The following is a 22,350-nucleotide window of genomic DNA, read 5'->3' as shown; positions in this document are numbered from 1 at the left end:
TTCCCCTCTGAACGGCCTGCACGGCAAAAGCTGAATGCTGCCTGCCTTCTGATCGCTACCCGACGCCTATCGGCTCAAGCGCCACTCACTGCCAATTTTTCACGTTCATCCCTGCCCGGCCTGAGTGCCGTGCAGCCCTTGGCTGTTCCTCTAAAGGCAACCTGACCATGTTATTCGAGTCTCCTTATCACCACGCTGCAAGCCATGCAGAAAAGGGTATTCACTTTGACTTTATCAAGCGTGCAATACCCGATTGGCTCAGTTCGACAACGCTGGCCCGCGCTCGCGCGGTGCAGGCCGCGAGCCCTTACGTCTATACACGAATCACCTCCATCGACGAAGCCCTGAACAGTGTTTCCAAAGAGGCCATGGCCGCGCATTGGACCTCCAGGAACACGGTGGATGAAACATTCAAATACGTAAAAGACGTTTATACCTTCGCCGAGCCCCTGCTCAAAAAAGCCTTACGGGAATACGGCAACATCGATGTAAAAAACACTTTTATTCGTCTTTATGCCCCCGCTAAAAACGGCTGGTGGGCCATTGGCGTACGCAAAGGCGTAACCAGCCGGACCGTATCGTTATTGGACGCAGCCCTGCATAATTTTTCTGCCAGTGAGCAATTTTCCGACGTTGCGTTCTTGTCCAAGGCGGACGCTCAAGGCCAGCAGGACATTCTCCAGCTCACCTCGCGCACCAGCGGCCAACCCTTGACCGCACGGGGCTTCAAAAGGCTGTGCCGCAGCCTGAATATCGGCCTGCAATACCAGACGCGGCTATTGAAAGTCCTGGGGTTCAACAATCAGGTGCAGGCCGACAAATTACGCCTCAAGGTGATTGCCTGCGATAAGGCAGCGCTGAAAAACGCCGCCTGTATCGCCCTGTCGCAACAGCATATCCAAGACGATGCCCGGCGCTTGCTCTTCGACATCGCTGAGGGCAAGCCGGCCCCGGCCCTGGATGGCATTGCGGTGCAGTACTACAACCTGAGCCTGCTGGATGCGCAACTGAGCGGCATTGTGTTGATTGCCGCGCCACAAGGCAGCGACAAACACATCAAACGCTTGATTGCCTATATCCCCGAGGACCCCGAGCATCCGTTGAAGGAGTACGCCTCACCGGTCGCATTCATGAACGCGTTGACGCGCCAATTGCGCGACAGCCCCTCGCCTCAGGATGAAACAGGCCAAACGCCGACCAAGGCCACCTACCGGCAATTCTTCAGTCAATTTATCGACCACAAACAACGCGGGCATTTTTTCGCTGAACTGCAGCGCCGCTTGTACACAGTGCAGTGGCATCAGAAGGCACGCACCGACAGCGGCCCCAGCTGGCAAACCCTCAAGGTCGACACGCCGCAGTTGCACTTCAGCGTGCAAGACATCTTTGACGATTACCAGAACCGCCCGCCCTCAGGCCACTCCGAGCCCGATACGCTGTGGCATTACCTGTATCGGGTCAGACTCAACAAGATCGTCAACGATACCCGGGAAATTGCCATCACCACCGCCTACGCAGACCTGATGGCGCGCTGGGCCTGGTGGGACAACCTGAGCAAGATCCTGTCGGACATCTTTAACGCCGCGCTGCTGGTGGTCACCCCGTTCGTGCCGTTCCTGGGAGAGTTGATGCTTGCCTACACCGCCTACCAGGTGGCCAACGATGTGTTCGAAGGTATCGTTGACTGGGCGCAGGGCAAAGGGCTGGAAGCTGTCGGTCACGCCATGGCGGTCGTGGAGGCGGTGGTGCAGTTGGGCGGTTGGGCGGCGGCAGGAACTCTCGGCCAGACCCTCACCCTCAAGCTATCGCCATTCGTCGAGAGCCTGCACCCGGTGGAGCTGGCCAGCGGCGAAAAACGCTTGTGGAACCCTGACCTCTCGCCCTACCTGCAGAACATCAGCCTGCCCAAAGACACCCGGCCTGACGCACAGGGTGTGTATCAACACGCTCGAAAACAATGGCTGGTACACGCCGACAAGCACTACCAGATCGAACCGGACAAGCAACTGCTGCACCATCGCATCGTGCACCCCGGCCGGCCGGAGGCCTATCAACCGAAGGTGCGACTCAATGGCAACGGCGCCTGGGTGCGTGAAGGTGAACAGCCGCGCAGTTGGGACGACACTGCGCTGATGCGCCGTATCAGCGCCACCACTCAGGGGCTCACCCCTGAACAGCTCGAACAGGTGCGTACCATCAGTGGCAGCGAGCCCGACCATCTACGCCATATGTACCTGCGCAACCGGCCGACCCCACCGCTGCTGGCCGATAGCATTGAGCGTTTTCGCGCCGGCCGGTTGGCCGACGAATCCGCCCGCAAGCTGCGCACGGGCCAGACACTGGAGCCGTACTCCTACTGGTTCGAACAGGCCGTCACCGACCTGCCCGGCTGGCCGCCAAGCAAGGCCCTGGAGGTGTTTCACAACAGCGACCTGAGCGGCGAATCGCGCAAGTATGGCAATGCCACCGCCCTGCCGGCCGACACGCTGGCCCTCAGCCTGGCCGACGTAATGGCTGCCAAACTGCCGGAGCGTGTCCTGGGTTTTCTCGACGAACAGCAGGTCAATACGTTGCTGGGCGAAACCTTGCCCAAGGCACAACAGGACCAGGCGCTGCGCAATAAACTGGCGGACTACGTAGACGGCTTTGGCGGGCACATCGCCAATAGTCATTATCAACTGGGCCAAGCCAGCAGCGATCCGCACATCGCCCTGCTGCGCCAGACCTTTCCCGAACTGCCCCTGAGCAGCGCCAACGCCCTGCTCAAACAGGCATGGCCCGAAGAACTAAAGGCAATGACAGACGAACAGCGCCTGCCCCTGCGCCTCAAAACCCTGGCTGGGGAGCTGGACTTCGACACCCAGGCGAACCGCGCAGTCGAAGGGCTCTACCCGCCGCAGCAACCGTCTGCGCAGAGCGAACGGCTGGTGCTCCACACCCTGCGCCTGCACAGCGATTCGCTCAGCAACCTGAGAATCGACATTCGTGAAAACAGCCCCATCGGCGCCTTGCGCTGCAGCGTCGGTGAAAGCGACGCCTCCCACGCCCGCACCTTGGTGCGCGACGCCCAGGGGACTTATCGGGTGTTCGACGCTGATGGCAAATCGCTGAACCCTGCAGCAGACCTGTACGAGTCCCTTCTCTGGACCCTGGCGCAGGTTCCGGACCGCACCCCGCCCTTTGCCGGCAGCGAAGGCGAGAAGCTCAGGCAATGGGTCATCAACCACAATCAGGCCCCGGCCGAGCGACGCCTGGCATTGGCCGAACCGCCCGTGCGGATGCGGCCCGGCCCCGAGACCGAGGTGCTCCTGGGCGGAGGCGTATCTTGCAAAATGAGCCGAACCGACAGCTATGACATGCAGCCCAAAACGATTGAGGAGCGCATCAAGCTGTTGCTCCCCAACGTCAGCGACGAGGGCCTGCCACGCTTATCGCACACGCTGTCGACGCTCGAAGGCCAGCAAAAACTGGAGCACATGGAGTCACAAAAAGAACAATTGTTCAAACAGCTCGATACCTACATCAAAGGCCCGACGCGCTGGGAAGGCACGCCCCTGGAGCCCGAAGTGCGCCACCGCCGGGCAGAATTGGCAACCACCCTGTACGACGGCTGGAGCAACAGCCTGACGGTTCACCTGGACGAAAGCTTCGGCCACCGTCGCGGCATCGCCCTCGACTTGTTCAACACCAATATGCCCGATGAGCTACCGACCCTTAGCGTGCCGCTGAACCACATCAGCGACGTGGACCTGCGCGGTTGCGAGTTTGCAGACAGTCACGCCGCCTTTCTCGACAACTTCCCTCATCTGCGCGACCTGGACCTGAGCGATAACCGCATCACCAAGCTGCCCGAGACCCTCGGCAACCTCAAACGCCTGCGGCGCTTGCACCTGGAAAAAAATGCCCTGGTGCTGGATGACTCGGCCATTGCCACGCTCAAGCGCCTCAAGCGCCTCAAACAGCTTGAGATGGCCGGCAATCCATTGGGACAACCCCCGGATATCAGCCAGATGCCGAACTTGACCTTGCTGAACCTGCGCAATACACACATCAAGGATTGGCCTGCCGGGCTCGTGGGCCAATCCCGCCCGCGGGGCTTCCTGTTGGACCTGAGCGAGAACCCGATTACCCAGTTACCGCATGTCAGGCCAGGCTCGGATGATGCCCACATTATCGCCCGCACCCGGTTGGACCAGAGCAAGCTCACCTTGGACTTTCAGGACTTGCTTGCTCAATACCGCGAGTCCGCAGGGCTGGACCCGCTGCGTTCCTACGCCCCCAAAGGCGACAGCGCGCCCTGGCTCAGCTACATCAGGCCTCAAGAGAGGGAGCGGCATCGGCAACTGTGGAATGACATTGAAAAGGAACCCGGCTCCCAGGGCCTGTTTGAAGTGATCAAATCCCTCGAAGAGCCGGATGCGTTTCAAACCGAAGGTGATCGCCTGGCCTACCAGAGCAATCACCCTGATTTGAGCCGGCGCGTCTGGCGTCTGCTGAGGGCGGTCGAGGTTGACGCTCCACTGCGTGACCGCGTGTTCAAAGATACCCGCTACCCTGGGTTGTGCCCCGACGCAGGCGCGCAGATTTTCCAGAAACTGGGCGTCGAAGTACTCGCCAGCGAAGCGTATCGCACCAGCACCTCGCCAGAGGAACTCGAGGCCAGGCTGGCGGTACTGGCCCGCGGCGCCGCCCGCGACTCGCTGATGGGCAATGCCATTGGTGAGGATGTCGCCCACCGTCTCAAACCCAAAGAACTGGGTGGGCTCGGTCAACGGCTATGGTCGGTGGTGATCAACGGCGAGCATGGCGAGGTCGACGAAGCCGGTATTCACCTGGCCTATCGCACCACATTGGCCGAGCGCCTGGACCTGCCATGGCTCAGCGACCATATGGTCTACCGCCAAGAAGCTGATGTGACGCTTGAGCAGATCGAAACCGTTGCCAATGCGGTGACCCTGCAGGAAGCAGGCGACGGGCTGGTGAACCAGATGCTGCTGCAAAGCGGTTGGGAGGACTACCTCACGCAGCACAACACTATCGCCTACCGGAACAATGAAACCACCTTCGACCTGAAATTCGCCCAGCTCGACGCGTTGCAAACGCTGCAAGGACAATACGCAGCCTCGCAGAACCTGCCCGAGGCCGACCTGGCCTCCCTGCGGGTACAACTGCGCAACCTGGCACAGGCGCTGGAGGTGGACGAAGCCGGCGTGTTGTCCGGCAACCCCATGAGTTCGACGCAATACGACACAACGCTCAACGAGCTGGGGTACCGTCACAACCAGTGGCTGCGGGACCTGACCCGCGAGGCGTTGAACCGCGCGGGCCCCCGTAAAAACCGGACTTGATCAAGGCGCCGGAAAATCAAACAGCAGGTGCACCGTGCCATAATACTCGCCGCCCTTGTAACCGTCCGCCGGTTCGATGGCGGCAATTTCCAGCTCGGCGCGGCGGCCGGCACGTGCCTCGTCGGCGCTGAGGACCAGGGTCGAATCCAGCGTCAGCGGCACCCGGTTGAACAACACCTGCAGTTCGATACGGTTGCGGCCACTCAACAGGTAAGGCGTATCCCCCAGGCGCGCGGCCACCCCGCCATTGATGTTTTTTACGTCGAAGTTCTTGCGCAGGCGTCCCAACCGGGCAGTCGCCAGGTCCCAGGCCAGCACCTGGTCACGCCCCATCCAGTCGGGCTCGGAGGGCAGCACATAAGCCTCATGGATCGGGATGGTCACCGACACATCGAACGTGTGGCGCTCCTGGAACGCCAGCGCCCGCTCGCCCATCAGCACGGGCGCCATCAGTACCGTCAGCACCGTCAGTTGCTTGAACATAGTCATCACCCGTTACTGTTGACCGACATCGGTTTTTTGTTGCGGCCCTCGATCATCTGGAAGTTGAACTGGCGCTCCGGCTTTTTCTCGAGCACCAACTGGCGACCGGGCAGAATGTGGTGCTTGGTGGTGGCCTCACAGTCGGTCTTTTTCGCCACCGAACAATCGCGGAACTCATCAAGCACCACCACGCTGTTGCCGGCATTACGCAAGCTGTACTGGCTGGCGGTCTCGCTGATCCGGGTATCAAAACGGGTGTCTTGCGGACGCACGAAGAACACCGTGCCGTACCCGGCCATGACGTTGACCCCGGCTGCCAGGGCGTTCTTGTATTCGGCGCGCTCGGCATCGGTGACAGCAAAGTCATCTTCCTTTTCCGGCACCACCGGAATGAAGCGCACGCGGAAATAGCGCTCCTTGTCTCGCTGGCCCATGTACAGCAAACGCGTGCCCTGACGCCCGCCGGCCGGTACGATCAGACGCGCCGGGCTGGCCATCAGGCCGTCGCGATTGGTGGTGCTGCCTTTGGCGTCGGTCATCGACGCGACGGGCACTTCCCGGGACGTGCCGTCGGCGTTGTAGACGATCTCCAGCACATTGACCTTGATAAACGCGGTACTGGTGCCGCCGTTGTAGACCCGCTTGAGGTAGGAACTACGGTCGCCGTCCAGATAGTCATAGACCACCCCAACGTTGATCGCCGGCCCTGCATAAGCGCTCAGCGACATCAGGAACAGTCCCACCGATAACACTGCATGTTTCATGTTTGATTACGCCTTATTGAATGAGCCCAGCCAGGGGCTGAGATGCGGCCAATACCCGCTCAGACTTCTGAATCCCAGATCACCGTGACCACGCCCGAATAGGTGCTGCCCGGATGTTCGAGCATGCCTTTGACGTCGTTGTTTTCGACTTCAAAGTGCAGTTTTCCGGAGCGGTTGTTCACATAAAACACCGGCTGGAACAGCTCGGTGCCCACGCCATCCAGGCGCAGGGGCAGCTTGTTGACGGCTTGCCCGGCCTGGTCCTGCATGCCAAATGGCAGGCTGACAGCCACCTGCAACGGCACCAGGTCCCCCGCGCCATTGCGCAGGCCACAGGTGTTGCCCACCGCAAGGCTGCATTCGAGTTGCATCTTGAAGCGCCCACTGGCGGAAATGACGAAGGTCTGGTCACGGAACAGACGCGTCGGTTGGCGCCCGCGATTGAGCCAGGCTTGCCAGCCACCTTCGGGTAGCAATTGGATGCGGTTGCCGCCTGGCGGCAGGTCAACCTTGAGGTTGTGCTCGACCGACAAGGTAAAGTTAAAGGTGAGTGCGTTGTCATCCGGGATCATCGCATCGCCGAAATCGACGTCACCGCCCGGCCCCATACTGTAAGTGATACTCCCCTCATACACACCGGCGTCCATCCCCAGCGGGTTGGGGGTCTTGAGTTCATAGCCATACTCAAGCGTGGAGTAGCTCATACGCGCGATTCCATAACCGTTGGTCACACTGCAAGCCCCGGCGTTTTCAGGCACGATCCAGAAAAACAGCGCGAAGTTGACCCCTGCCGCGATGTAATTGATCGGCATACACGGCGAGGGCGCCCCGTACCAGTAGCGGTCCCACCTTGCATCCGTAGTCGTCCAAGAAGATACCGGCGCATTCCACCGCCCTCCAATTCCAGCCATGCGCATCTGTACCGTTTCCACTCTGCCGGTGCCTCTGTGCGTCACTTGCAGATCACGGAATGCTGAAGGCACCTTGAAGTAGGCGCTCTTGCGTGGGTCGTCGGGATAGGCCGGTATGGGTCCAGTCGAATAGGCCCTGAACGAGCTATTACGAATACTGAAGGTATTGACCGCCTCACATTTGGCCGGAACGTGCCAAGGGCATAACCCACTTTGCGGCGTCGTGTTGATGAACTTGTTGCTCATGGGGTTAGAGGGGTCAGGGCGAAAGACCGCGGTAATCTCCTCCACGATGGCCAGCGCAGGCTGGCTGAACGCCCCCAGGGCCACCGCCAACACGCAAGGTCCTGCGAACTGTTTGATTGCTGTATTAACACTCATAAAAATCCCGGTTCTTTTATCCGAACCGCCGTTAACCAGCGGTTTCGGCGTTGTGGGTCGCTTCTGCGAGCGTGTCCTTGGTGCAGCGCAAATCGCCGATCATCAACACGTCGTTTTCGTTCGGCGCATTGCTTGGGTCCAAGCGGAACTGACAGAGCAACTGGTTCTGGTAGCGCACCTGCAGGGTTGGCGCGCTGGAACTCATTTCCATCGAGAAGAACCCGTCCACTTCGCTGACTCCACGGCTGGCGTGGTTGATCACGTGATGGCCCTTGAGCGGGGCACCGCGTTCATCCAACAATCGGCCGAGCACGGTGACGGTTCTCATCACGGTGATTTTCCGGTAATCCACGCCGCCCTTGTTCAGGTGATAGCTGGTGCGGGGCGGCTGGATATTGGCGGCCGGCGGGTGATTACCTTCAAAGTCGAAGCTCACGCTGCTGCTCTTGTAGGCCGAGACCGGTACGTAGTTGCGCCCCGGCCGCAAGATCGCGCCACCACCGCCGAGGTCGTCGGCGCGCAGGGCGATTTCGTCGAGGTCGGTTTCCACGTCAATGATCATGCCGGCGCCGTTGCCTTGGTATTGGCTACTCAGCAGCATCTTGCCGGCACCGGCAACGAAGGTGCTGTTGAGGTTCAGGCCACCGCTCAGGTCGCCGTTGAAGGAACTGCGCTGTACAAAACCGTCACCGCTGAGCGCGTCCGTGTTGAAGCTGGCCATGCTCGACAGGCCGACGCCATAGGTGTCGGTGATCGCCGTCGCCGAAACGCTTTGCAGGAAGTGATCGGAGAGGTCCTGGCGCAAGGTCACCGAGGCGTTATTATCGCGCCCGCCATCACGGGCAGTCCGTGTGCCGATGCTGCCGGAAATCTGCCGGCCTTCACTGCCCAGATTGACACTCACGCTCACATCCACACCCCGGTTGCGTGCGTCATTGGTACCGGCGCTGCCGGGTCGGTCGAACACCGAAAAACGCCAGTTGGCGTCGCTGCCGAACAGGTTGTCGTAGCGGCTCCAGCCCAGGTCCAGCCCAGCGCCCTCGATATTGCCCTCACTGTGGGACAGGCGCATGTTCAGGGTGTTTTTCGCGTCGAGCCGGTGGTTGACCGACAACGCGGTGTTGCTGGCCTCGCCCACGAAGGTATTGCGGCGCAGACGCGTACCGTCCGGCAGTGTTTCGTAGGTGTCACGAGTGTCCAGCCAGCTGCGGTTATGGCTGAACACCAGGTTGGTTGAGCCCAAGGTGTAGAGCCCTTGCAGGTCCATGCCGGTGCCATGTTCCCGGGTCTGGTACAGGTTGGCATAGACGCTGGTGTTATTGGCCACCGTCCAGTCCATCGACCCGCCGTACTGGAGTTGCTCGCGCACCTGGCGGGCCGACAGGCCAAGGATCACGCGCGGGTGTATCAGATAGTTGAGCGACGCACCGGCCGTCATCGCGCCCGAGGCTTGCTCATCCCAGTTGCTGAAGAGTTTGGTCTCGCGCCCGGCAAACAGGTTGTAGCGCCAGCGGTCTTCGGCGTTGCGCCAGTTGCTGGGCTTGTAGACCAACTCCTGGGTAGTGCTGGTGGTCAGGCCGTCTTCCACCAGGCGCACTTCCACTTCATAAATGCCGCCGGGCAGTGGCCGGGTATCCAGGGTTTGCAGGCCGGCCGCTACCGCCTGAGTGTTGATCAACAAGCCGTTGCGGTAGATCTCAACCGCTGCCTGGCGGTTGGCAGTGACGTAGATCGGGTACACGCTGGGCTTGGAATTGTTGATGGCCAGGCTGTCGGAACTGCCATACATCAGGCCCAGCGCCGTATCGGGGCTGGCGCCGAAGCTGCGCAGTTGACGGGTCAGACCATCAGAATTGGGGGTGAAATGGCCAAGGCGGAAAAACTGCCCTTCCAACTCACGCTGGGTATACAGCTCGTGGATCGCATGGCGCACTTGTTCTTCATCGCCACTCTGCCGCGCCAGTTGCAGGTTGAGCACCTGGCTCCAGTTGCCAAGGCTGGAGCTGGCCTGCAAGCCGTAGCGACCGCCCAGGCTGTCTTCCTGGCTGCCGTTGAGGTTGAGCTGGTTGTCAATGATCAGCCCCAGGCTGCCCCCTTCGGGCTGGTCATAGAAACGCGGAATGTCGTCACTGCGTTCGACGTCCTGGGTGAGGATCGACAACTGCGAGCTTTCCAGGTTGTAGAACGCCGAGATCATTTTTTCCGGGCAGGCCTGGGTGCAGGCGCCCAGGGCCACGCCTTTTTCCAACAGGGCTTGCCAGGTATCACGGGTAGCAGCCGGGACTTTGCTGTCGCCGGTGTCGGTGAATTCGAGCAAGGTCACGCGATCATCCCGTGACAGCACAATCAGAGCCTCGCCCAGCGGTTGCTGGTCAAGGTCCACCCGCACCGCCAACGGCACGTCGAAAAAGTGATCACTGAAACCTGCGGGCAGGCCTTGGGCCTGGGTAATCAAGCTGCCAGGGGTTGCAGCGCCGGAGGCAGCAGGTGCAGCCAGCGCACTCGTACACATCAACAGCGCAAGCGCAGCCGCGATAGGCGTCATCGGAAACATGAACGGATACCCTGAATGCCAAGAGATAAAAAAATCAGGTCGGCGGACAGAGAAGGGAATCAGCCGACCTGCAAGTGAATGCCCGTGATTAACAGGCACTCATTGGCTTCACAGGGCTGGCAGTACGGCGTCGAACACCACCGGAATGGTGGTGGTGTAGGAACCACGCTGAGTCGCCGTAGGCTTGGCGGCAGCGATGCGCATTTCCGCACCCACGCCTGGGGTGGAGTCGGCTTCGTTGACCACTTCCTGTGGCGTGCCGGTGAGGGTCACTCCGTTGAGGGTAGTGGTAACCGGGATGTTCTGAGCGGCATCACCGTTGAACAGCACCGCCGGCCCACCTTCGATGTAGGCGGCAACCGAACCGTTGGTGTTCTTGATGTCGTAGATGGCGCTCAGGGGCGCCAATTCACCGCTGACCAGGTTGTAGGTCATGGTCTCGTCACGGCCCCAGTTCGGATCACGCGGCTGGGCGTGGAACACGGTGGTCGGGATGTTTGCCTTGAGGTTGACGGTGTGGCTGGCTTCACCGGCAGCGATAGCAGTTACCGAGGAAGACAGCGCCAGAACAGCCAGGGGAACAGCAACAGCAAACTTTTTGAACATGGTCAATACCTGTAGTTGACAACATTGATTGGTTCATTGCCAAGGACATCCCTAACAACGAATTACATTGCCGATTAGTTGGAACCAGCAATGCCAAACAATGATCAAGCGAAACTAAAGGCAGGTATGCAGGCGCATTCTAAAATGAGCGTAGCCCTTGTAAACAGGGGTTGAGCGAAAAAGATGGCATTTCGCCAAAACTTTAAAAGTATCCGTAGGAAACAGGCTACACACCTAAAAACACGATAAAGAAGTTACTGTAAGAGGCAGACCACACGAAGTAAAAAGCGCCTGCACAATACCGGACCAGACAAGAAATCGAGCTATAACTCTAATTAAAGTTATAACTCTATAAATAAAAAAGGTCCAATCGGACTTGTTTCACTTATGACTGAAACCCGTGCCTACCCCATTGACCGTTGGTCGCCAATGACTATCCTCCGCGTAAAGATATATCTTAAGTTATATCTAAACCTGTACAGAGGACTTGCGCATGAAACACGAGCATCGCGGGGAATTTGAAAAACGCGGCGGCCGCGGCCCACGGGTATTCGCCCCCGGCGACCTGAAGCTGCTGCTGTTGTCATTGATCGCCGAGCAACCTTGCCATGGCTACGACCTGATCCGCCGCATCGAGAGCCTGTTCGACGGCGCCTACAGCCCCAGTCCCGGCGTGATCTACCCCACCCTGACCTTTCTTGAAGAGAGCGAGCTGATCAGCGGCGACGCCGATGGCGGAAAAAAACGCTACACAATCACCGACGCCGGTCGTCTCTTCTTAAGCGAACAAGCCGTTGCCCTGGATGGCGTGCGCATGCGCCTGGATGTCAGCAAGCGCTCGCTGCGTGGCCACGACCGCCCACCCCAGATCCATGAGGCGGTGCACAACCTGCGCCACGCCTTGCATTCGCACAACGGGCACTGGAGCCCGGAAGAAATCATTCGTGTCGCGGCGCTGCTCAATCGCACCGCTCAAGCCATTGCCGACGGGACAGACCAATGAACACACAAGCCATCCATCGCGTTACCCATGAAATCAAACGTCGCCGCCTGCAAGTCCTGCGGGTGGTCGACCTCACGCCGCGCATGCGTCGCATCACCCTGGGCGGGCCGGAGCTGGCAGGCTTTATCAGCCTGGGCAGTGACGATCACATCAAGCTGCTGTTCCCGCAGAACGCCGCCGAGCAGGCGGCGCTGGACAGCCCGACGTTCACCCTCAAGGCCGACGGCCCACAACCTGCAATGCGCGATTACACGCCACGGCGTTTCGACCTGAGCACCGGCGAACTGGACATCGACTTCGTGCTGCACGGCGATGGCCCCGCTTCGACCTGGGCCGAACAGGTGCAGGTCGGCCAGCCTCTGTATGTCGCTGGGCCACGGGGCTCGATGATCGTGCCGGACATCTTCGACAGTTACCTGCTGATTGGCGATGAAACCGCCCTGCCCGCCATTGGGCGACGCCTGGAAGAATTACCCGCCGGGCGCAAGGCGCTGGCGGTGGTTGAAATTGCCGATGCTGCCGAACGACAGACACTGGAAAGTGCGGCGGATGTTGAAATCATCTGGGTACTGCGCGGCCAGGATGATCTGCTTGAGGTGGTGCGCAACCTGACGCTGCCCGGCGGCACGCTGTACAGCTTTGTCGCCACCGAAACCAAGCTGTCGCGTCAGGTGCGGCGGGTGTTGCTGGATACGCACAAGGTCAATGAGGAGTACCTCAAGGCCGTGGGTTACTGGCGCGCTGAAGGCAGCGACGAAGACTGACCTGGAGGCGATCACACTGTGGGAGGGTTCAAGCCCCTCCCACAATGGCTGTGCCCGCCTTAAACCGAGGCAGGTTTGACAAGCCTGTCCAACCCAATCACGGCCAGCGCAATCATCAGGAAACCCAACAGAATCCCCCCGGCATTCACGAGCACCTGTGGGTAACCCAGGCTGCCCACATCCAAAAACGGATATTGATACTGCCCAAGCAAATGCCCGCGCAGCAGCACATAAGCGAAGTACACCAAGGGGTAAATCACCCACCCGGCAATGTGCTTGAGCCGCAGGGTGCCCTTGGGCACGCACCGCCACCAATAGATCAGAAACAGCAACGGCATCACGTCATGCAGCAATTCATCAGCGATGAACTGAAAGCCCTCCGGGCTCCATAAGTGCCGCAGCAGCAGGTTGTAGGCCAGGCTCACCAGTACGATGCTCGCGGCAATCGCGCTGCTGATAACCGGCGCGAGGAAAAACCGCTTGCCGGCGGAGTCGCGCTTGACCAGCCAATAGCTCAGCACCACGACGACCAGGGTATTGGTCAACACCGTGAAGAAACTGAAGAAGCTGATCAACCCGCCCAGCAGGCTCGCGCCGCTGGACCAGCGCGAATACAGAATCAGGTATTGCTGGATCGCCAGCCCCACCCAACCGGCGAGTGCGGCCGTCGCGACATAACGCTTCATGGGCTCAGTCCAGCGGGCGTTTGGTGCGCATCAGCTTGACGTACAAGCCTTCGACTTTTTCACGGGCCCACGGGGTCTTGCGCAGGAAGGTCAGGCTTGACTTGATGCTGGGATCGCTTTTGAAGCAGCGGATATCAATGCGTTCGGCCAGGCCGGCCCATTCGTAGTGTTCCACCAGGGTGGTAAGGACGTGTTGCAAAGTCACGCCATGAAGTGGGTCGTTGCTTGTCGCGGTCATGCCAGGCCTTTTGCGAGAGAGGAAACACAGCCGCGCACCTTAGCCGACGGGGCGTAACGGTGGAAGCACTGCATTGAATATAGCCGTCCGGCAAAAGTTCCTCTTTTCAGCGAAAAAAGAGATGTTATATTGTAACAACTCTTATTGAAGTTCTGCCAAGGAATGTCCGATGTCCCGCTCTTCTCTCTGGCGCTTGTCCCCCCTCGCCGCCGCCCTGTTGATCGGCTCCCAGGCCCACGCCCTGGAACTGCCTCCCCAAGTCGTCACCGGCAACCCGCTGGGCAGCGAACAGCTCGCCTCGCCTACCACCGTGCTGGAAGGTGACGACCTGACCCTGCAACAAAAAGGCAGCCTTGGGCAAACCCTGAACAAGCAGCCGGGGGTGTCGTCGTCGTACTTTGGCCCCGGTGCCAGTCGGCCGATCATTCGTGGCCAGGACGGCGACCGTATTCGCCTCCTGCGTAACGGGGTGGGCGCGCTGGATGCGTCGTCGCTGTCCTACGACCATGCCGTGCCGCTGGACCCGATCAATGTCGAGCGCATTGAAATCGTACGCGGCCCAGCCGCGCTCCTGTACGGCGGCAGCGCCATCGGCGGCGTGGTCAATACCTTCGACAACCGCATCCCCACCGAGGCCATCGAAGGCATCCACGGTGCCGGTGAGTTGCGCTACGGCGGCGCCGACACCACCCGCAGCAGTGCGGGCAAACTGGAGGCCGGCAACGGCACCTTCGCCTTGCACCTGGACGCCAACGCGCGGGAATTCAACGACTTGAAAATCCCGGGCTACGCGCGTAGCCGTCATGCCCCGGCAACCGAGGATGGCCCCGGCAAAAATGGCCGCCTGGGCAACAGCGACGGGCGCCAGGATGGCGGCGCGGTGGGTGGGTCCTACACCTGGGATGATGGCTACGCGGGGCTGTCCTACAGCAACTACGACAGCAACTACGGCTCCCCCGCCGAGCAGGACGTGCGCATCCGCATGCAACAGGAGCACTACGCGTTCGCCTCCGAGATCCGCAACCTGCAAGGCCCGTTTACCTCGGTCAAGCTCGACGCGGGCTACACCGACTACCAGCACCGCGAGATCGAAGGCGGCGAAACCGGCACCACCTTCAAGAACAAGGGCTATGAAGCGCGGGTGGAGGCCCGTCACCAGCCTATGGGCCCGTTCGAGGGTGTGGTCGGCGCACAAGTGACCCGCAACCAATTCTCGGCCCTGGGTGAAGAAGCCTTCGTCCCCCAGACCGATACCAATGCCGGCGCGCTGTTCATTCTTGAGCAAATGCAAGCCACCGAGCGCCTCAAGCTCAGCCTTGGCGGGCGCCTGGAACACACCAACGTCGATCCGGACGCCAAGGGCAACGCGCGCTTTGCCAATGCCGACAAGGCCAGTGACTTCACCGCAGGCAGCCTGTCCTCCGGCGCGGTCTACAGACTGACGCCGATCTGGTCCCTGGCCGCCACGTTGGGCTACACCGAGCGTGCCCCCACGTTCTACGAGCTGTACGCCAATGGTGCCCACGTCGCCACCGGCACCTACGAGCTGGGCGATGCCAACCTGTCCAAGGAAAAAGCCGTGTCCAGCGACCTGGCCCTGCGCTTCGACAACGGCACCCATAAAGGCAGCTTCGGCGTGTTCTACAGCCGCTTCTCCAACTACATCGGCTTGCTCGGCACTGGCCGTACGCTGAACGACGAAGGTGAAGAGGACGCCAGCGGTATTCCCGAGTACACCTATTCCGGCGTACGCGCGCGTTTCGCCGGCTTCGAAGCCCAGGATCACTGGAAACTCGGCGAAGGCGCCTACGGCAAGTTCGCCCTGGAGCTGTCGGGCGACTACACCCGCGCGACCAACCTGGACACGGGCGAAGCCCTGCCGCGCATTGCGCCGCTGCGCTTGAACAGCGGTTTGCTCTGGGAACTGGACCGCTGGCAGGCGCGTATCGACGTGGAACATGCCGCCGGCCAGGGGCGCGTGCCGAGCAATGAAAGCGGCACCGATGGCTACACCACCCTGGGTGCGAGCGCGGGTTACCACTTCAATGTGGGTGGCAGCCAGTGGCTGGCATTCGTCAACGGCGAAAACCTGACCAACCAGACGGTGCGCTACGCCAGCTCGATCCTGCGCGACATCGCGCCAGCGCCGGGGCGCAGTGTGCAGTTCGGCATCCGCACTACCTTCTAACCGCCCTCTCACCCCCCTGTAGGAGCGAGCTCGCTCGCGAAAAACGGCAACGATAACGCGTGCTTCCTGAACACACGCGGCGCCAGTGGTTTTTTCGCGAGCAAGCTCGCTCCTACAGAGATAGAACCTCCCATCAGGCTATTCAGGCAGCGACTATCTGTCACTGTTACCAAATCTGAAATGATGCATCTTGCGATTCACCCTTCCTCAAACAGCCCCGCCGCATTATCCTTCGCAACAATCTGAAACGCTTCACCTGCCGGCCGCCCCATTTTGCCGAATTTCCCTGTACGAAAAGACAGCGCTGTCTGAACTAGACCTGCGCCTGGGTGGTTATTGCTCGCCTGTGGGTAACCCGGTTATCCACGGAAAAATCCAAAAAAAACGATGAACCAAGCCCGCGCCGAATCGTCATCTACAGTGAGTGAAGCACGGGGTTACATAATTCCAACGTAACGGAGAAACACACTATGAGCACTGATGGTGCCTCAAGCCCAAGCCGCCTGCTGCCCAGGTTGCTAGGCGTCTTGCTGCTGATCATGGGGCTGGCCTTGCTGGCCGGTGGGGTCAAGCTGAGCATGCTCGGCGGGTCGTGGTACTACCTGCTGGCCGGTATCGGCATCGCCCTGACCGGCGTGTTGCTGCTGGCCACCCGCCGCGCCGCGCTGGGCCTGTACGCATTGGTGCTGTTCGCCAGCACCGTGTGGGCACTGTGGGAAGTGGGCCTTGACTGGTGGCAGCTGGTGCCGCGCCTGGCCCTGCTGTTCGCCCTGGGCATCGTCATGTTGCTGCCGTGGTTTCGCCGTCCGTTGCTGCATGGCCAGGCCGCGCCGCTGGGCACCGGCGCGCTGAGCGCCGCCGTGGTGCTGGCGGGCGCTACCGCCCTGGCCAGCCAATTCACCAACCCCGGTGAAATGGTCAAGACCGGCCAACTGAACCGCGACACGGTGGCCGGCATGACCAACACTGCGCCGAGCCAGGCTGACGGTGACTGGAATTCCTATGGCCGCTCGGCCTTCGGTGACCGTTACTCGCCACTGGCCCAGATCACCCCGGCAAACGCGCACAAGCTGGTGCCGGCCTGGACCTTCCGTACCGGTGACATTCCCGGCGCGGGCGATCCCGGTGAAACCACTGCGGAAAACACCCCGCTGAAAGTCAACGGCATGCTTTACGTGTGTACCCCGCACAGCCAAGTGATTGCCCTGGACCCGGACACCGGCAAGGAAATCTGGCGTTTCGACCCGAAGATCAGCACCCAGGGTGCCGAGAACTTCAAGGGTTGGGCGCACATGACCTGCCGTGGCGTGTCGTATCACGATGACGCCGCCTACGCTTCCGAGCAGAAGCCAACCGGCAAGGCCAGCCCGGCCGCCGTACCGAACGCCTGCCCGAAACGCATCTTCGTGCCGACCGCCGACACCCGTCTGATCGCCCTGAACGCCGACACCGGCAAGATGTGCGAAGACTTCGGTGACAAAGGCCAGGTCGACCTGCGCGCCAATATCGGCAGCTTCGCCCCAGGGGGTTACTACTCCACCTCGCCACCGGCCGTGACCAAAAACCTGGTGGTCATCGGCGGTCACGTGACCGACAACGTTTCCGTCGACGAGCCAAGCGGCGTGATCCGTGCGTTCGACGTGCACACCGGCAAGCTGGTGTGGAACTGGGACAGCGGCAACCCGCACGACACCACCCCGTTGGCCGAAGGCAAGACCTACACCCGCAACTCGCCGAACATGTGGTCCATGTTTGCCGTGGATGAAAAACTCGGCATGCTCTACCTGCCGATGGGCAACCAGATGCCCGACCAGTACGGCGGCGACCGTACCGAAGACTCCGAGAAGTACGCGGCCGGCCTGACCGCCCTGGACATCGCGACCGGCCATGTGAAGTGGACCGTCCAGTTCACCCACCACGACCTGTGGGACATGGACGTAGGCGGCCAGCCGTCGCTGATCGACATCAAGACCGCTGCCGGCGTCAGGCACGCGGTGATGGCATCGACCAAGCAAGGCAGCATCTACGTGCTGGACCGCGCCACCGGCTGGCCGATTGTGCCTTTCAATGAAATCCCGGTACCACAGGGTGCCGTCGCGGGCGATCGCACCGCGGCTACCCAGCCCAAGTCCGAGCTGAACTTCATGCCACCGCCCCTCAAAGAGCGTGACATGTGGGGCGTGACGCCGTTCGACCAACTGATCTGCCGGATCGACTTCAAGTCGCTGCGCTACGACGGCCCGTTCACCCCGCCGTCACTGCAAGGCTCGATCGTGTACCCAGGCAACTTCGGCGTGTTCGACTGGGGCGGCATTTCGGTTGACCCGGTGCGCCAGATCGCCTTCGTGAACCCGAGCTACATGGCGTTCAAATCGAAACTGATCCCGGCGGCCGACATTGCCAAGCAAGGCCCACGCGTCAGCGAAACCGAAGGCGTACAGCCAAACAAAGGCGCGCCGTACGGTGTGATCCTCGAAGCGCTGCTGTCGCCAATGGGCCTGCCGTGCCAGGCGCCGGCATGGGGTTACGTGGCAGCGGTCGACCTGACCACCAACCAGACCATCTGGATGCACAAGAACGGCACCGTGCGTGACAGCTCGCCGATCCCGATCCCGCTGACCATGGGTGTGCCGAGCCTGGGCGGTACGTTCACCACCGCCGGTGGCGTCGCGTTCCTCAGCGGCACCCTCGACCAGTACCTGCGTGCCTATGACGTGAAAAACGGCAAGCAACTGTGGGAAGGCCGCCTGCCTGCAGGCGCGCAAACCACCCCGATGACCTACACCGGCAAGGACGGCAAGCAATACGTGCTGGTCGTGGCCGGCGGTCATGGCTCCCTGGGCACCAAGCAGGGTGACTACGTGATGGCGTTCAAACTGCCGGAATAAGCAAGACTGGCGGTATTAAAAAGGCGGTTACCTTCAACAGGTAACCGCCTTTTCTTTGCGCCACTGAATGCTCGTTCCCTTGCTCCGCGTGGGAATGCATCCCGTGACGCTGCGCGTCAGCCTCGCCGGGCCCGCATGAAATCCCCCCAGCGCCGCACCAGGTAGTTGTGCTCATCCATGACCGAATTCCATACCGCAATATGCCCCATGCGCTGTTCATAGGAGCCGCCGTCGCGCACTTCGCCAATATCGATCAGCGGCAGGCCATCGCTGCCCGGCAGTTGCTCTCGCGCAGGCTTGCCCGCGTACCAGTAATCCCACTCCGCACGGCTCAAGTGATCGCGACTGCGCGCCGGATTACCGATGTAATAGCCCTGCCGAGCCATCACCGCCCCGGGCCAGCCCGACAGCCACCAATTCAAGTAAGCATAGGCCGCATCCAGCACCGCGCCCTGGGCATGGCGCGATAATGACAAGCCACCAAACCAGGCCCGATAGCCTTCACGTGGCACCGCCAGGCGGTATTTCACCCCGGCGCGGTGCAGGCGCATCAAGGTCGGCGACCACAGGCTCTGGATATCGATGCTGGGGCTGAGCATCAATTGCGCGGCTTCTTCGTCATCGGACCAGAACGCCGCAAAGTGCCCTTCCTTCTGCTTGCGCACCAGGACGTCGGCCAGCAAATCGATCTCTTCGATGCTCATGTTGCCAATGTCCTTGAAGCTGGCCAGCCCTGCCCCCTGCACCGCCAGCGCGGCGTCCAGGGCGCCGATGGCGGCGTCGCTTTGCAAGGCCGTGCGCGCACGCCACGCGGGGTCCAACAGCCAGCCCCAGCTTTCATTGCCGTGGCAAAACCCGTCGGGCATACGCTCGGGACGGTAGGCAAAGCTGTCGGCGTTGTGGGTCAGGGGCAGCATGCTGATGCGCTCGGTAACCGTGCTGCCCAGGCTGCCATCGTGCTGCACGAACAACCGCTCGCTGGGCACGCTGCCGCTGCCCAGGCGGTCATCGGGCGACAGACGTCCGCGCTTGGGCAGGTCATTGATCTCGTGCCACAACGCGACGCGCCGGGTGTCGATGGGTTGGATCGCCCGGGCCGGCCACACGAAATCGACATTGTGAAACCACTGGTCGTACAGGTCGTAGCTTTCGGGCTGCATCACCGCGATGCGCTGGGCTTGTTCGACGTCGTGTACCTGATACACCAGGCGGATACCCAGTTCCTGCTCGGCCCGCACGCGCAGGCATTCGAGCAAGGTGACCGACGTGCCGAGGACCCTCAACGTGATCATGCTGCGAACCGCCGCGAGAACACATCAAAGGAGCGGCGCAACAGCGCAGGGTCGAGGCCGCGCAGGATAAACACCAGGCGCGATTGCCGGTCGCTGCCCGGCCACGCAGGCAGATGCACCGGCGCATGCAGGCAGTGCTGCACGCCATGAATGACGATGGGGGTGTGACTGGCGTTCACGTTGAGCAGTCCTTTGACACGAAGGATTCGTTCGCCGTGGCATCTTAACAGCATCGACAACCACACCCCGAAACCGACCCAATCCAAAGGCTGGTCGAAGGTCAGGCTGCACACTTGCGCGGTGCCGTGGCTGGCCGTGGTGGTCTGATGCAACTGCCAGCGGCTGACTTCAATGGCGGGTTCGGCGCTGCGCAGGCCTTCGCCAAGCAGCAGTTGGTCGCCGCTGTGAATGGCATGGGTATCGAGGATCGGCGTACCGGCATTGAGTGCCCGCAAATGCGCGCGCAGTGCCGTGCAGTCGCCCGCCAGGTCGGTCTTGCTCAACAGCAAGCGATCCGCCGCCGCCACCTGGGCCAGCCATTCCGGGTGCAGGCGTTCCTGCAGCACGGCGTGGCTGGCGTCCACCAGGGTAATCACCAGGCCGATGTGAAAGCGCCCGCGCAGTTGCACGTCGTTGTTCAAGGTGGCGAGGATGGGCGCCGGGTCGGCAAGGCCAGTGGTTTCCAGGATCACCCGCTTGAATGCCGGGATTTCACCGCGCTCGCGACGTTGCAGCAAGGTCAGCAGCGCCTCCTTCAGCTCGCCACGGATCGAGCAGCACACGCAGCCGCTGGGCAGCAGCACCGTGTCCGGCGCGATGTCTTCCACCAGCAGGTGGTCGATGCCGACGTCGCCGAATTCGTTGATCAGCAACGCGGTGTCGCCCAGGCTTTCACCCTGCAACAGGCGCTTGAGCAAGGTGGTCTTGCCGCTGCCGAGGAAGCCGGTGATGACGTTGAGAGCGATGCTCATTTTTATACCTCCGCCGCTTGCAGGAGCGAACTTGCTCGCGAAGCACTCAGGGACACCGCGTTTATCCAGGATGCACGCGTTATCGTTGAGGTTTTTCGCGGGCAAGCCCGCGCCTACAGTGGGTTGCATTCCAAATGGTCGAGCAGTTTGGGGTCGAGGGGATCCAACGGACGACCGAGCATGTTCTGCGCCGCCTGCCACAGCTGATCCAGGCCGCTGGCCAGTTCCTGTTTGCCAGTGGCGCCCAGCAACAGATACGACGCGCCCTGGAAGTCTTCGACTTTGAGCCGAAACACCGCCAGCACCTGGTTGATCGCCGCGATCCGGCGCAGGCGTTCACGACGCCTGGGCAGCTCGTCGCCCAGGGGGTCGCTCCAATGCAGGTCTTCGCCGAGCAATCCGCAGAGTCCGCACATGATTACACCCCGTTCATGGCATGACATCGCCGGCGTTCGGGCCCAGGGTCTGGCCGACGAACAGGTTGCCGCCGGGCTCGCTGGCCAGCAGCACCGCCGTCGGCGCCACTTCGTCGGCCAGCCCGAAGCGGCCCAGGGGCAGCTCCCTGGCCTTGGCCCGCTTCCAGTCAGCGCTGATGCCGCTGACCAATGGCGTCTCGATGGGGCCGGGGGCGATGGCGTTGACCAGCACATTGTCCTTGGCCACTTCCAGCGCCAGGGACTTGGTAAAGCCAATCACGCCGGCCTTGGCGGCGGCGTAATGCGTCAGTTCGGCGCCGCCCTTGATGCCCAGTTGCGAGGCGACATTGATGATCCGCCCCCAACGCTGCGCAACCATGTGCGGCAAGGCGCGCTGGCTGGCGACGAAGACGCTGGTGAGGTCGACGCGCAGCATGTCGTTCCACATCGCGATGGACAGGTCGACGCAGCGCGCCTGGGTGAGCATGCCTGCGTTGTTGACCAGGATATCGATACCGCCCAAGTGCTCGACGCAACAGTCGACACTGGCCTGGGCGCCTTCGACGGTGCCGACGTCAGCCAGGCATTCGAACACCTCGGCACCGAGGTTGCGGCAGGTGATCGCGGTTTCGGCGAGGCTGGCGGCGTTGCGGTCGGCCAGCACCAGGCGTGCGCCTTCAGCGGCGTACGCACGGGCGATAGCGGCACCGATGCCGCTGCCGGCGCCGGTGATGACGGCGCGGCGGTGGGTGAGTTGAGGCATGTAAATAATCTCCCGAATAAACACAGTTCCAATGTGGGAGGGGGCTTGCCCCCGATAGCGGTGGGTCAGTCACAGTGGTTTTTCTGAGCCACAG

General features: G+C 61.4%; 16 protein-coding genes. 5 read left to right on the top strand and 11 right to left on the bottom strand.

Annotated elements, in window-relative coordinates; translation table 11 throughout:
• The first annotated feature begins 167 nt into the window (after positions 1 to 167).
• On the top strand, positions 168 to 5,348 hold the full coding sequence (locus CIB54_RS02060) for an NEL-type E3 ubiquitin ligase domain-containing protein (RefSeq protein ID WP_101218381.1): 5,181 nt from the start codon (positions 168 to 170) through the stop codon (positions 5,346 to 5,348).
• Here CIB54_RS02060 and CIB54_RS02055 read toward each other — a convergent pair whose 3' ends face one another.
• The 5 genes from CIB54_RS02055 to CIB54_RS02035 form a co-directional block, all read right to left on the bottom strand.
• Positions 5,349 to 5,831, bottom strand: a complete 483-nt coding sequence (locus CIB54_RS02055) for a CS1 type fimbrial major subunit (protein ID WP_101218379.1) — start codon at positions 5,829 to 5,831, stop codon at positions 5,349 to 5,351.
• Positions 5,832 to 5,836: 5 nt separating this feature from the next.
• Entirely contained in the window at positions 5,837 to 6,595 is a 759-nt protein-coding gene (locus CIB54_RS02050) for a pilus assembly protein (protein ID WP_065951768.1), read from the bottom strand.
• A gap of 59 nt (positions 6,596 to 6,654) precedes the next feature.
• The gene (locus CIB54_RS02045; RefSeq protein ID WP_101218377.1) at positions 6,655 to 7,887 is read right to left on the bottom strand and encodes a hypothetical protein; all 1,233 of its coding nucleotides are present in this window, start codon (positions 7,885 to 7,887) and stop codon (positions 6,655 to 6,657) included.
• A 31-nt stretch (positions 7,888 to 7,918) separates the two neighbouring features.
• Positions 7,919 to 10,441 carry a CS1-pili formation C-terminal domain-containing protein gene (locus CIB54_RS02040; protein WP_101218375.1) on the bottom strand — a complete coding sequence of 841 codons (2,523 nt, stop codon included), beginning with the start codon at positions 10,439 to 10,441 and terminating at the stop codon, positions 7,919 to 7,921.
• A 108-nt stretch (positions 10,442 to 10,549) separates the two neighbouring features.
• Positions 10,550 to 11,047 (bottom strand): CS1 type fimbrial major subunit, encoded by a 498-nt coding sequence (locus CIB54_RS02035; RefSeq protein WP_065951765.1) that lies wholly within the window; start codon positions 11,045 to 11,047, stop codon positions 10,550 to 10,552.
• Between the two features lie 493 nt (positions 11,048 to 11,540).
• Between CIB54_RS02035 and CIB54_RS02030 the strand changes: the two genes are divergently transcribed.
• Positions 11,541 to 12,050 carry a PadR family transcriptional regulator gene (locus CIB54_RS02030; protein WP_005785185.1) on the top strand — a complete coding sequence of 170 codons (510 nt, stop codon included), beginning with the start codon at positions 11,541 to 11,543 and terminating at the stop codon, positions 12,048 to 12,050.
• The gene (locus CIB54_RS02025) at positions 12,047 to 12,814 is read left to right on the top strand and encodes a siderophore-interacting protein (RefSeq protein ID WP_101218373.1); all 768 of its coding nucleotides are present in this window, start codon (positions 12,047 to 12,049) and stop codon (positions 12,812 to 12,814) included. Before CIB54_RS02030 ends, CIB54_RS02025 begins: the two co-directional genes overlap by 4 nt.
• A gap of 59 nt (positions 12,815 to 12,873) precedes the next feature.
• Here the strand turns inward: CIB54_RS02025 and CIB54_RS02020 are convergent, their stop codons facing one another.
• Together CIB54_RS02020 and CIB54_RS02015 are read right to left on the bottom strand one after the other, a co-directional pair.
• Complete coding sequence (locus tag CIB54_RS02020) at positions 12,874 to 13,500, bottom strand: Pr6Pr family membrane protein (RefSeq protein ID WP_065951763.1); 627 nt, start codon at positions 13,498 to 13,500, stop codon at positions 12,874 to 12,876.
• A gap of 4 nt (positions 13,501 to 13,504) precedes the next feature.
• Positions 13,505 to 13,738, bottom strand: a complete 234-nt coding sequence (locus tag CIB54_RS02015) for a VF530 family protein (protein ID WP_024073644.1) — start codon at positions 13,736 to 13,738, stop codon at positions 13,505 to 13,507.
• A gap of 169 nt (positions 13,739 to 13,907) precedes the next feature.
• Between CIB54_RS02015 and CIB54_RS02010 the strand changes: the two genes are divergently transcribed.
• Together CIB54_RS02010 and CIB54_RS02005 are read left to right on the top strand one after the other, a co-directional pair.
• Positions 13,908 to 15,926, top strand: a complete 2,019-nt coding sequence (locus tag CIB54_RS02010; RefSeq protein WP_101218371.1) for a TonB-dependent receptor — start codon at positions 13,908 to 13,910, stop codon at positions 15,924 to 15,926.
• A gap of 470 nt (positions 15,927 to 16,396) precedes the next feature.
• A complete protein-coding gene (locus CIB54_RS02005) occupies positions 16,397 to 18,814 on the top strand; it encodes a glucose/quinate/shikimate family membrane-bound PQQ-dependent dehydrogenase (protein WP_101218369.1) in 2,418 nt (805 codons plus the stop codon).
• Positions 18,815 to 18,930: 116 nt separating this feature from the next.
• Here the strand turns inward: CIB54_RS02005 and CIB54_RS02000 are convergent, their stop codons facing one another.
• The 4 genes from CIB54_RS02000 to CIB54_RS01985 form a co-directional block, all read right to left on the bottom strand.
• Positions 18,931 to 20,106, bottom strand: coding sequence for an ABC transporter substrate-binding protein (locus CIB54_RS02000; protein WP_065885946.1), 1,176 nt, complete (start codon positions 20,104 to 20,106; stop codon positions 18,931 to 18,933).
• A complete protein-coding gene (locus CIB54_RS01995; RefSeq protein ID WP_101218367.1) occupies positions 20,103 to 21,077 on the bottom strand; it encodes a CobW family GTP-binding protein in 975 nt (324 codons plus the stop codon). The genes CIB54_RS02000 and CIB54_RS01995 overlap by 4 nt, the downstream gene beginning before the upstream one ends.
• A gap of 113 nt (positions 21,078 to 21,190) precedes the next feature.
• A complete protein-coding gene (locus tag CIB54_RS01990; protein ID WP_065951759.1) occupies positions 21,191 to 21,493 on the bottom strand; it encodes a hypothetical protein in 303 nt (100 codons plus the stop codon).
• Positions 21,494 to 21,506: 13 nt separating this feature from the next.
• Positions 21,507 to 22,256: an SDR family NAD(P)-dependent oxidoreductase gene (locus CIB54_RS01985; RefSeq protein WP_101218365.1), complete on the bottom strand. Its 750-nt coding sequence runs from the start codon at positions 22,254 to 22,256 to the stop codon at positions 21,507 to 21,509.
• Between the last annotated feature and the right edge of the window lie 94 nt (positions 22,257 to 22,350).

It is taken from the genome of Pseudomonas fluorescens (genome assembly GCF_002837185.1).
Classification (GTDB): Bacteria; Pseudomonadota; Gammaproteobacteria; order Pseudomonadales; family Pseudomonadaceae; genus Aquipseudomonas; species Aquipseudomonas fluorescens_AM.
This window is presented reverse-complemented; position numbering and strand designations above follow the sequence as displayed.

Coding starts and splice junctions, on each gene's coding strand:
- CIB54_RS02060 (WP_101218381.1), top strand. CDS start 168: ATGTTATTCGAGTCTCCTTATCACCACGCTGCAAGCCATGCAGAAAAG.
- CIB54_RS02055 (WP_101218379.1), bottom strand. CDS start 5,831: ATGTTCAAGCAACTGACGGTGCTGACGGTACTGATGGCGCCCGTGCTG.
- CIB54_RS02050 (WP_065951768.1), bottom strand. CDS start 6,595: ATGAAACATGCAGTGTTATCGGTGGGACTGTTCCTGATGTCGCTGAGC.
- CIB54_RS02045 (WP_101218377.1), bottom strand. CDS start 7,887: ATGAGTGTTAATACAGCAATCAAACAGTTCGCAGGACCTTGCGTGTTG.
- CIB54_RS02040 (WP_101218375.1), bottom strand. CDS start 10,441: ATGTTTCCGATGACGCCTATCGCGGCTGCGCTTGCGCTGTTGATGTGT.
- CIB54_RS02035 (WP_065951765.1), bottom strand. CDS start 11,047: ATGTTCAAAAAGTTTGCTGTTGCTGTTCCCCTGGCTGTTCTGGCGCTG.
- CIB54_RS02030 (WP_005785185.1), top strand. CDS start 11,541: ATGAAACACGAGCATCGCGGGGAATTTGAAAAACGCGGCGGCCGCGGC.
- CIB54_RS02025 (WP_101218373.1), top strand. CDS start 12,047: ATGAACACACAAGCCATCCATCGCGTTACCCATGAAATCAAACGTCGC.
- CIB54_RS02020 (WP_065951763.1), bottom strand. CDS start 13,500: ATGAAGCGTTATGTCGCGACGGCCGCACTCGCCGGTTGGGTGGGGCTG.
- CIB54_RS02015 (WP_024073644.1), bottom strand. CDS start 13,738: ATGACCGCGACAAGCAACGACCCACTTCATGGCGTGACTTTGCAACAC.
- CIB54_RS02010 (WP_101218371.1), top strand. CDS start 13,908: ATGTCCCGCTCTTCTCTCTGGCGCTTGTCCCCCCTCGCCGCCGCCCTG.
- CIB54_RS02005 (WP_101218369.1), top strand. CDS start 16,397: ATGAGCACTGATGGTGCCTCAAGCCCAAGCCGCCTGCTGCCCAGGTTG.
- CIB54_RS02000 (WP_065885946.1), bottom strand. CDS start 20,106: ATGATCACGTTGAGGGTCCTCGGCACGTCGGTCACCTTGCTCGAATGC.
- CIB54_RS01995 (WP_101218367.1), bottom strand. CDS start 21,077: ATGAGCATCGCTCTCAACGTCATCACCGGCTTCCTCGGCAGCGGCAAG.
- CIB54_RS01990 (WP_065951759.1), bottom strand. CDS start 21,493: ATGTGCGGACTCTGCGGATTGCTCGGCGAAGACCTGCATTGGAGCGAC.
- CIB54_RS01985 (WP_101218365.1), bottom strand. CDS start 22,256: ATGCCTCAACTCACCCACCGCCGCGCCGTCATCACCGGCGCCGGCAGC.